This is a genomic window from Brevibacillus daliensis (assembly GCF_021245735.1).
In the GTDB taxonomy this organism is placed as follows: domain Bacteria; phylum Bacillota; class Bacilli; order Brevibacillales; family Brevibacillaceae; genus Brevibacillus_B; species Brevibacillus_B daliensis.
Genome location: NZ_JAJISB010000004.1, coordinates 326,671 through 337,534, shown reverse-complemented (window position 1 = coordinate 337,534; position 10,864 = coordinate 326,671). Strand labels below are relative to the sequence as shown.

Below are 10,864 nucleotides of genomic sequence, written 5' to 3'. Positions count from 1 at the left end.
AACCATTCATCTTCCATTATGTGTTCTCCTTTTTTTGTAACATAACTGGTAAACGCTTATCATTGAGGTCTATTATACAAAACGGTCATGACCGTTTTGTTGGACCGCAAGCGGTCACATCCAATTTTATGAAAAACGTCGAGACGTTTTTCACAGAAAAAGAAAAAGCACTCTTTCCATTTGTGAAAAGGAAGTGCTTTTTAACTTACTATGATTAGTGAATCACTAAAGAGCAGTCTGGTAAATAGATTGACCTGCTTTATCCAAATAACCAAAATGTTTAGTAGTCGTGTAAATGAACTGCATTGGTAATTTTTTGGTTATTTCGTCATCATAACTCCAGAACGGATGAAATACCTCGTTAACAGAGCGTACTGATGTGTAAATAGCAGATGATTTAGCCTTACCATCAGTCCCGAGAATCCCGTATCGACCTGTTTTTGCATCCTGATAGGTGATTAACATGTTACCAGCATCATTCATTACTACCTGTAAATTCTTATACCCTGCCGAAAGTTTTTTCAGCTGGTTAGAATAGAGAGCCCAGGTGTTTGCTTTTTTCACCAAGATTACTGGGGTCTCTACACCTACATTCACATCCTGAATGGCAGGTAATTGATAAACACCCGACTTGTTTACTACCACAAGGTCTTTTTGCTTATTCGCTTTCGTCAGGATGAAGATACCGCCTTCCTGATAGTATCGATATTCCATCTTTACATAGGCTGCACTTGTCACAGGTACGGCTTTCTTTTCCGAAATAGAAAGTAGCGCATAAGGAGCTGTTCCCTTTTGAGAAGCAAGTGCATACATATTGTCCCCTACGTACGCATAATCTACCGGTCCCATATCCATTCCACCTTTAACATGATGATAGGTATGGTTGGCATATAATTTCCATTCTGGATGTAAAGGTTGCCCGCTCTTCGTAAAAAGAGTTGCTGTCTTCTTATTTAAATCAATAGCGATTACCTTTTGGTCCTTAAAATCTTTGTAGATAGTAAAAAAGTAGTTCGATAGTGGTTTTTTTGTTGCCGTATCAATCAACATAGTGCCTTTTCCCATGGTTGTGGAAATACTTAGCTGGTCCTGCTCAGATATTTTCCTTACATCGGCTTGCTCTTTACCAAACTGATCACCATTGGACCAATATTTGATTGTTTTCCCGCCTGCTGTTGAAACGGTAACGATATCCGTATTCAAGTCCCCTTTGACCTCAACACCTTTAGCTGGCTGAACCAACACTCCTTTGTATACAGAGTATAGTCCCTTATTTCCATTTTCCACGATAACCGCCATTTTTTCATTCATCATCGGATAGATATGACTGTACCAGCCTTTAGGTGCTTCTATCTTGCCGTCAGTGTTGTGAATCATTCCCTTTTTACCATTTGCTTTCACCAGGAAATTGATTGTCAGCTGAGGTTGCTCGATTTTCGGAAACTCATAGGGGACAATCGTGTCTCCATTTATGTGCTGTACTCCATACAGACCAGTTTTCGGATCTTGCCCCATCACATAACCATCTGATAAATAGGTAGACCCCTCTTTTACTGTAATAGAGCTATTCTGGGAAATGGAATGATAGGTGGTTAAGCCTTTGCTGGTAACCGAATAATACGTGTTTGGATAAAGAATATCAGTTTTTTCATAAGGCTCTCCGGTAATCAACTTCTCTCGTCCCTGATGAAACAAGCCCATACCTTCGTCAGTTCTAACCTCAATATACGAACCAGGACGGGCTGTAAACTCCTTGTATGCTGGCTCTAGTACAATCTTGCCGGATCGATCTGCTAAGCCAAATTTCCCATTCTTCTCAAGTAAAAAATATGGGGTGTCTTCCACATTACCCTGGATACTGTAGCCTTCCAAGGTGAATACAGATTTCAAGGTAGTTACATCATAAACGGTTACTCCATCAGCTGTATTATTTGCCACATAGTACTCGACCTGATTCGAGTAAGGATCTGTAGCTGAAGGAATTTTCAATGTGGCAGATTTCAGGTTACTCCCCTTCCGCATCTCGAGCAATGTCCCATCTCCACGTAGCACCACTGGTACTGGGCCGTTAGCCATATAAATGGCATGCTTTTGGTAGTAGGACGTCCTGATCGATTCCACACTACAATATGGTCCCGTTAGTAATTTCGCTTGTTTATGCTCATAAAACTGAAAGGTATTTCCCTTTTTTACCAAAGCAATCTGGTCATCATGAAGAAATTCTATTGCATCCCATTCCAAAGCAAGTAATTGCTTTCCGGTTGCTCGATCAAAAAGGGCATGCTTTCCGTTTTTAGAAACAGAAAAAAATACTTCTCCTGGCTGAAATGAATCGTATTCAGCTTTTAACACAGTAGCTGAACCATTGGTGAATCCTATCTTTCCTTTACTCATAAAGGGCTGTACATGAGAAAATACGGCAGCCTCTGCCACACTCATAAATGATGAAAAGCTTAAAGCAAGAGCCAATCCTGCTAGTGCCAGCTGTTTTTTCATCTTTTCCTCCTGCAATTGATTCATTCTCATATCTCAGACGTAAAGTTCTTACAAAAGTTACAATATTCAGCAACGTTTTTTCATCCAAAGCTGATAATAATCTACCCAGCCTTGCGCGTTGATTGTTACGCCTTTTAACTCAGGCTGTGAGAGCATCGTAATCTGATTACGATATAAGGGAAGGTATCCATACTCAGCTAATAAATGGCGTTCTGCCTCTTCCCACATTTCATATCGTTCTCTTCTATCTTTAGTCCTGCATAACTTCTGCGCTATCTGTTGGACGAATTCCCGTTGTTCCTCGTTACAATGCTGATAGAGAAAACTGTTCGTAGACAAAAACAGGTGTAACAAGGATAGCTCCACATCCTCCCCAATCGTGGCACTATCATGGATCAGATCTGCTTCCCTCACCCGCTCTGTCTTTAGCAATTCTTCGGTAGTGAAATGATACACCTCCAGTTTGACGCCATACTGGGCACATCTGGCTTTTATCCACTCACCATCCTGACGATGATCCTTTTCCTTAAAAGTAAACAAACGAAGCGTTTCTCCCTGATAATTGCTTTGTAAGAGCAATTGTCCGACGGATTGCGCTAGCTCCGTCATCTCCTTCTCATTTCCCCTCGTTACAATACCCTCTTCTGTCCTGTTTCCCCCACGAAGGTCTAGTAAGAAAAAGCGGTCAGTAGCCTCGGCACGTTCTCCCCCTAGGTCTGAAATCATGTGCTTGGCATGAAGAATGAGAGAAAGAGCTTGTCTAAAATACGGAGAGGATAAAACACCTTCCCGCATCTGCTGAAAGCTGAGATAGGTAATATTACACTCCATACGTTCTGTCCGTCTGTCTGCTTGTGTTCCTGCCTGACGGGTATCCTGGCATGACACCGCTTGATCTGCTGATGGGACATATTGCAAATCGTAGGAGTTCTTTTCCCTATCTATTACATCCTCGTGCTCTGGTACGATCCAAATCTCGATTCTATCCAGCAAGGCTCGCTCACGAAAATAGGAAGGAAAAGCCTCCAATACTAGCATTGATTCATCATTCCTGACTAAACGGAAGGGACCTGTCCCAATTAATTTATCTCTGCCATTCATCTGATAACGCCGAGAAGCATGTTCTTGTAGAATGGACAAATGTGGACTACAGACGAACCGATCAAACCAGTAGCAAGGGTAAGCAAGCTGAATACGTAAGGTGTACGCATCCATAACCTCCATTTCTTCTATCAGCTCTGTCATCCACCTATAGGGAGAGTTTTCTCGTTTTACTCTCTGAAACGTATAGACGACGTCCTTTGCATCAAGTTCTTTTCCATCGTGAAATTGAACACCTTTACGCAAATAGAAGGTCCAGATCCGTCCATCCTCACTAGACTCTATATGATGCGCCAAATGAGCTTCTGCCCTGTTAGTGAGTGGATCATAGCGAAGCAATGTATCAGTGATTTGCATGACGATATGGCTTTCTGAACGCAGATACATGTGTATGGGGTCCATTTCCGTAAAGACATCGTCAAAACGCAGACGTAACGTAACATGCGGCTTATTTTTGCACATTTCTTGTTGATAACCAAACTGTGTATCGAACCAGTTTTGAAATTGTTCATAGGCATGAGGGAGCGTATTTTTATAGGTATGATGAAGCGCTAATGCTTCTTTTATTTTTCCTTGGTAGACAAGCCCTTTAGCAGTCTTATGATAGATATCTTCCAATTCCACTAGAAAAATTAGTTGAGAGCGATTCCCTCTTCCTCTCCCAGGCACCCATTTAATCACTCCCTGGTCTTCTAGTTTGCGGATAATCAGTTTGGCATTGCGCTCTGTACAACAAAGCAGTTGGGCTAATTGACTGATAGAGATCGTCATTCCCAGATGAAGAGGAACATCCTGATAGGGGTAACGTATCCGATAATAATCTTCGAGTAATAGCATCATTATTGTTCCTTTCTATCAAAAAAGATGAAAAAAACATGAGAAATCTCTTCCCTTTTTACGTTTATTCACCTGCTTTACAATGTGAGAACAAAAGGGGGATCACTCATGAATAAGCTAAAACACACATGGAACTATATCTTGCAAAACTATCATACCACTCTCCTGGTCAGAATGTTTGGAGAGCTACTAACTAGTCTGACAGGTTCAATGCTCTCTCCCTTTCTACTCTTGTACTTATATGAGAGGTTGGACGGTTCCATTCTGTTACCTCTGATCATCGTCGGTTTACAACCTCTAGCAGAGATTGTAGTCACGATAGCAGGTGGTAACATCACGGATCGCTACGGGAGAAAGCCCATTATTATGTTTGCCTTGTCCTTACAAATACTAGCGATGACCGGATTTATGCTAGCTGATTCTGTTTGGCTATTTGCCTTTTTATACATCCTGAATGGGATCGGCCACTCTCTCTACATTCCGGCAGAGCGTGCCCAGATTGCCGATATCGTTTCTAATGAAAAGCGAGCAGAAGTATATGGCGTATTAAACACATTGGGATACATAGGGCAAGGACTTGGTCCTGTACTCGGTATGCTGGTATTTGCCTTCGAGCCCGCTCTCGTATTCGGATTGCAAGCATGCTCGCTTCTCATCTACTTGCTAGTTTTCTGGAAGACTACTGATGAGACGGCACCGGGAGTAGCAGCACCAATTGATCATCAGGATGAACACACTTTGGCAGCTGGTACTGTACAAGATTTTCAGTCTGATCGTTCAATCGATAAGTCTCCATCCTTATTGGAACGAACAAAACAATTCATATATCTCCACCAGCATGTATTACTTCTTATGCTATGTGCGTTACCAATCAGTTTTTTCTATGCACAGACAGAAACCACTTTTCGCTTACATGCACAAGCCACCTTTACCGATTACTTGTCTGTGATCGCTATTCTGGCTACCGTGAAAGCTTGCCTTTCTGTTGGATTACAAGTCTGGCTCATCAAAAAAACGGAGCATATTACGCTCACAGCCATAATGCTAATCACTTGTCTCTGTTATATCCTTACATCACTTTTGTACGGGTTTTCCCCTGTACTTTGGCCTTTACTAGTGGCACAAGTGACAATGACAATCGGAGAAAGCTTAGGAATTACCAGGCTTTATCAGTACGTCGCTGGCATAGCTCCAGCTAATAAACGCGGACTTTACTTTTCCATTCATGGGACTCATTGGGACATTTCCCGCTCGATTGGACCTTTTTTAGGCGGTATTGTATTCATTCATGCAGGTGGCGCTGTTTTATTCACACTCGTCTCTCTTCTATTAGGAGTTTCTTACTTCTTATACCGATATGTATTATCACGTAATGTTCACAGTCCCAAAACACTCGTGGATTCTCCGGATTAAACTATATTATAATAGTGATAATTATGAAAAGTCTGTTTTCAGGAGGATATTTGTGCTAAAGACTGCAATAGGGCGTTTACGAGTGATAGGTTTTGTTGAAGGGATGTCATATCTGCTGCTACTCTTCATAGCTATGCCAGTAAAATATTTCTTGAATGAACCATTGGCAGTGATGCTTGTCGGGGCTCTTCACGGCCTTTTGTTTGTCCTGTTTATTTTTGCTGTGATCCATGCGGCTTTTGTTCATCGATGGTCCTTTACGTTAATTACAGGGGCTGTAATCGCATCTTTAGTTCCATTCGGTACTTTTGTGTTAGATGCTAAGATTAAAAATATGTAAAAAAACGCTCACGTTGCTTCTTTACAGCAACTGTGAGCGTTTTTACTAGGCGTCATCATGATCATGACCTCGTGGCACCCATCCTCTATCTTTCTGATGGAGCCTCCATTACTTTTTCCAGATCACGTACAAATGGACTTTTTTCTACAGCCTTCTCATGTTTATAGGTTCCCATCACCATGTCAAAAACTGGACTGGTTACTCCATACCAATACTTCTCATTTTTAAAATGATGCCATAAATGCAGTTTTTTCACCCAACGTCCCCATGCAGAAAGTGGCTGAACAGGGCGATGAGCTACATAATGTGTCCACTCATAATATAGCAAGAAAAGTATGATCCCACTACCAAAAGCATTGGTCAAAACGAGATTGGTTGTTAGCAGGTAGGCAATCCCTCCTGTAATGATAATAAGAGGCAAACTGTACCAAACAGGTAAAAATAATAAGTGCAGGTTATTCGGATCAACGTGATGGTCATAGTGAAGTCGTTTGAGCAGCTTGAGAAAGATAGGGTTCTTAGGTGGCTTCAAATGAAAAAGGAAACGATGAATGACATATTCACTCGTTGCATAGGAAATCATGCCGATTATCATGGCAATCCAGACATAAGGATATGTACCTGCCAGGAGCGTGAATCCAAAGCTTATTGCAAACAAGAGAGTCATGATTAATACATCGGGAAAAAAGAAAAATTCCTTCAGATATCTTCCTTCCAATGAGATTCCTCCTATTCCTATACTCGAACATCATTATGATCTCATTTTAATGTTAGATAGTACCTGTTCCATTGCCTCCATATATGTAGCATATTCCCCGGTAGTATCCTGATTTTCCAGTCGAAAAAACATGCATCTGACAAAATGCTTCGTATTGATTTTTTTCCTGTATGCTTCTATTCCTCCATTTGCTGATAACTGTTCATAAAAAGAGAGGACCCACTGTATAATCTGCTCTTTAGAAAGTAGATTCCTTTCCATGATCTGAATAGCTGCCGTGGTCAGCCGTTCATCTTCCTCATAGCTAAATACCATTCTCTCTTCCTGAACACTCTCTTGAATCAGATTCAATATGGCAATCAAATCTGCCGATTGTAATTCCAAACATTGCGCCAATTCATCTAACATATCAGCTGCGTGTGCCGTAGCATGTGCCCATCCTTTTTCTTCTATATAGCCGCGAAGGTCTTTTTCTCTGCGGAGATAATCAAATACCTTTTCTTTCATACTGTGGATTTCATGATGTGATAAAAATGGACGCTCTCGATGTACACTGAGGACAAGCGTAAGAATTAACATGGAGAATGAGCGTGTAAATACAGAATCCGTATCGCTCTCACCGATTTGATAAAATAGATGGTCTTCATCTAGCATAAGCCTACCCATCTGACGCATTTCATCTGGATTAAATACTCCATGTAAAAACCACTTTGCTAAAATCGAATAGATGTAATCATCACGTAGTTCAGGATCAACCGATCCAATATTCTGTCTATTTAACATCTCCTGTGCAATATCATATGCATGTTCCGGAGCTTGATAGTCATTCCTCACAATTTGAATGGCAATCTCCTTTATGTTCATTTAATCCCTCTCCCATTCTGTCACAAATTAACATGTAGTTCCATTCTAACAAATTTATTGCCATTTGCTATTCAATTTTGAAGTATTTATTAAAAAGCGGCCAATTACCGGCCTTACAAGTCTTTTGCAAATGGAAATATATGTTATTTTATGACAAAACAAGCCCAGTCACTACCTTTTGAGGTGGCTAGGCATTTCCTTTTCCGAAGGATGAGGAGAATACCTATACTTTAGCAATGACTAAGTGACATATGTGAAAATCATATCCTAAAACAAGAGTATATCGTTGTTGTTACAGGATTTTATGGCTGTTTTTTATTCTGTGTTTTGTATTCGGTTAAACGTTACTAAATAGGTTTTTGTATAACAAAAAAACGGCACCCGCGGAATGCCGTTTTTTCTAAAAATTAATAAGCACGAACAGAAATCTTAGCTCTACCTTGATCTCCATTTTTATCACGGAGTTTAATGACGTATTCGCCAAATTCTGTTTTAAAATCATTTTTCTTTAGAGTGTATTGTAATTCTTTCCCTGGTTTTAATGATGTGTCTAAAAATTTATTTCCTGATGGATACCAGACTTTCGTAGATAAATCTCGTTTTCCAAGATTAGTAACTGAGATAGTAAGTTCATCTTCACCTTTTTCCCATCTATCAAAATCGAATGTAAATGTTTCATCACCTGGAACAGAGAATTCACCTTTTATGTATGATGTACGAGGTAGAATAGCATCAACAATGACATAATCATCTACCAAACTTTCATTGCCATCATTGAGTGTTTCAATTGGCACTGAAGGTGTAACTTTGATGTCTGTGTCTGCATAAGCAGCAGGTGCAACTGATAAAATAGTAACTACTAGGGCTGTTACGATTAAGGATTTAACTTTTTTCATCTTTACTTTCCCCTCCAAAGTTATTTATTTTTAAATGCTTTTTAGATAAAATTCAAAAATTCACTTAAATTACATAATATTCAAACAAATTAAATGATAATTGATTAATAAGTACAAGATGATCTTTCCTTCCAAAATATAACATGTATTTTTTGGGAAATCAATGTTTCTATAAAATAGCAAGATTTTATTATTGGTATAATCAGTGTTTATGTCGAACAAGGTAGAATCTAAAAAAAAGATTCTACCTTGTTCGACATTTTGGTAAACTCAACTCATGATGTTCTTTGATAACTGGGTATATGTGGGGGTGTATGGAGAAATAAAATGCGAAAATCAAGCTTATACCTTCCATGCGTAAAATATCCAAGGTAAAGAAAGAACTCCGAAACGTCGGACATCTAGGATAGGAACTACCCGAAGTAACGCTATAAGGAGATGAAAGGTTGCTTTCGTCGTGGATTTGAGAAGCTCCCACTTAAGGCGATAGCTAAGTTGTGAGTAGTTCACCGACCAGTTACTGACAGCTTTCTAGTAGAGAAGATGGGATTTTATAGGGAATTATGCTTCCTGATTCTCAATTTGCTGGAGAGTCCGTTTAAATGTATCCAGAGACTGAGCTCCTACAATTTTGTATTTATCGTTAATAATAAAGGTAGGAGTACCTGTTACGCCATATTGCTGAGCTTTCTCCTGCGCTTCTTCCAAGCGTGGTAGGTAGCGTCCATCCTTCAGTGCTTTTTCTAGCTCGTCAGTGTCTAAACCTACTTCTTTCGCTATCTCTTTGATCACTTCAATATCACTGATGTCCTTTATATCGGTAAAATTAGCGTAAAATACTTTTTCATGAAACTCATGGTATTTACCGTGATCCTTGGCAAACTCACTAGCCTGGATAGCAAGACGGGTATTATACAAATGCGTTTGTTCTCCGAAAATAATTCCGTACGGTGCACCACTTTGACGAAGTTGAACAAACATCTGCTCTATATTAGCACCCTGGAACTTATCTTTTAATAAAATACCTTCTGCTGGCGTAGTTGGGTGCAATTCGAAATCTACCCACTCATCTTCAATAGATACATCTTTCTTCAATTCTTCAATCATCTTTGTCCCGATATAGCAAAACGGGCAAATATGATCAGAAAAAATCTTAATGTGAAATGTCATGTTATTCTTCCCTCCGAATGTTTTCGTGATTATTAATATAGTTGAAAATCGCTATTAAAAACTGCAGGAGTTTCCTTCACAGAAGTTACTATTCCCTTTGTTTTCCTGATCCTCTTTTGGTTGTAAATCAATAATCTCCAAGTTTTTTTTCTTCTTGTTCTCTGACTCGATTGCTTGTTGCTGTGTATCCTTCTCTGACATGAAAACCGTCCCCTTTTCCTCTATGTAACCGAAATAGATAATTGGCTTTCACTATCTCATGTAAATGAAGACCTGCTTTATTAAGAACTTCCCTTTAAATGTGGATATCATTTGTACACAATATATCTAGTGGCTTTTTGTTTGTCAACGATTGGGGTGTAGCTATAATTTTCTCTCTTTCTAACTGTTTGACTTACCAGTGCGGACTCCTATAAAATAACCTAGATAATAATTATCTCCAATAGATATAAACAAGGAGGTTATTTCTTCATGCGTATGAAATCTGGGATCGAACAAGCTGTTTATACGATGTTTATTCTCTCCCATTTACCTGACCGTAACACGTTATCAGCGGAATCATTAAGTGAATGCCTTGGTGTATCGACTTCTTATTTAAAAAAATTGATGAGAAAACTGGTTGAAGCTGGGTTAATCTACTCTTCACCTGGAATAAAAGGTGGTTTTTCTTTAGCTAAATCTCCATGTACAGTTACTGTGTATGACGTCTATCTAGCTGTGGAAGGCGTTGAATCACTTTATCGACAAAGTGGAGTTTTTACACATCTTTTCACCAAGGAAAATCAATCGTTGAAGGAAGGGCATTGTGCTTTTGAAGTGATAATGGACGAAGCAGAGCTGGCCTGGAAATCTGTCTTACAACGCCATACTCTATCTACATTCTTTGAGACAGCAAGAAGTACCTATCCGCAGCATAAGCTTGATACGATTAATACGTGGATTGCCAACCAACTTGCTAAATAATTGTACCTACATGTAATAATTCGAAAATGAATCTAAAAAGCGGACATTCTCCTTATATGAGATGTC

Annotated in this window: 10 protein-coding genes; 3 read left to right on the top strand and 7 right to left on the bottom strand. The window is 39.5% G+C overall.

Annotated features, from left to right (window positions below; genetic code table 11):
- Positions 1 to 225: 225 nt before the first annotated feature.
- Positions 226 to 2,496 (bottom strand): WG repeat-containing protein, encoded by a 2,271-nt coding sequence (locus tag LM917_RS07440; protein WP_232696850.1) that lies wholly within the window; start codon positions 2,494 to 2,496, stop codon positions 226 to 228.
- 66 nt (positions 2,497 to 2,562) lie between these two features.
- The gene (locus LM917_RS07435; RefSeq protein WP_232696849.1) at positions 2,563 to 4,437 is read right to left on the bottom strand and encodes an ABC transporter substrate-binding protein; all 1,875 of its coding nucleotides are present in this window, start codon (positions 4,435 to 4,437) and stop codon (positions 2,563 to 2,565) included.
- A gap of 105 nt (positions 4,438 to 4,542) precedes the next feature.
- Between LM917_RS07435 and LM917_RS07430 the strand changes: the two genes are divergently transcribed.
- Both LM917_RS07430 and LM917_RS07425 read left to right on the top strand, forming a co-directional pair.
- Positions 4,543 to 5,847 carry an MDR family MFS transporter gene (locus LM917_RS07430; protein ID WP_232696848.1) on the top strand — a complete coding sequence of 435 codons (1,305 nt, stop codon included), beginning with the start codon at positions 4,543 to 4,545 and terminating at the stop codon, positions 5,845 to 5,847.
- 52 nt (positions 5,848 to 5,899) lie between these two features.
- Entirely contained in the window at positions 5,900 to 6,187 is a 288-nt protein-coding gene (locus tag LM917_RS07425) for a DUF3817 domain-containing protein (RefSeq protein WP_232696847.1), read from the top strand.
- 85 nt (positions 6,188 to 6,272) lie between these two features.
- Here the strand turns inward: LM917_RS07425 and LM917_RS07420 are convergent, their stop codons facing one another.
- The 5 genes from LM917_RS07420 to LM917_RS07400 all read right to left on the bottom strand — a co-directional run bounded on the left by LM917_RS07420 (position 6,273) and on the right by LM917_RS07400 (position 10,036).
- Positions 6,273 to 6,905, bottom strand: a complete 633-nt coding sequence (locus LM917_RS07420; protein ID WP_232696846.1) for a sterol desaturase family protein — start codon at positions 6,903 to 6,905, stop codon at positions 6,273 to 6,275.
- A gap of 33 nt (positions 6,906 to 6,938) precedes the next feature.
- Positions 6,939 to 7,769 (bottom strand): DUF2785 domain-containing protein, encoded by an 831-nt coding sequence (locus tag LM917_RS07415; RefSeq protein WP_232696845.1) that lies wholly within the window; start codon positions 7,767 to 7,769, stop codon positions 6,939 to 6,941.
- A gap of 407 nt (positions 7,770 to 8,176) precedes the next feature.
- Entirely contained in the window at positions 8,177 to 8,665 is a 489-nt protein-coding gene (locus LM917_RS07410; protein WP_232696844.1) for a hypothetical protein, read from the bottom strand.
- Between the two features lie 561 nt (positions 8,666 to 9,226).
- On the bottom strand, positions 9,227 to 9,835 hold the full coding sequence (locus LM917_RS07405; RefSeq protein ID WP_232696843.1) for a DsbA family oxidoreductase: 609 nt from the start codon (positions 9,833 to 9,835) through the stop codon (positions 9,227 to 9,229).
- A 54-nt stretch (positions 9,836 to 9,889) separates the two neighbouring features.
- Entirely contained in the window at positions 9,890 to 10,036 is a 147-nt protein-coding gene (locus tag LM917_RS07400) for a hypothetical protein (RefSeq protein ID WP_232696842.1), read from the bottom strand.
- A gap of 270 nt (positions 10,037 to 10,306) precedes the next feature.
- Between LM917_RS07400 and LM917_RS07395 the strand changes: the two genes are divergently transcribed.
- The gene (locus LM917_RS07395; protein WP_232696841.1) at positions 10,307 to 10,798 is read left to right on the top strand and encodes an RrF2 family transcriptional regulator; all 492 of its coding nucleotides are present in this window, start codon (positions 10,307 to 10,309) and stop codon (positions 10,796 to 10,798) included.
- The last annotated feature ends 66 nt before the right edge of the window (positions 10,799 to 10,864 follow it).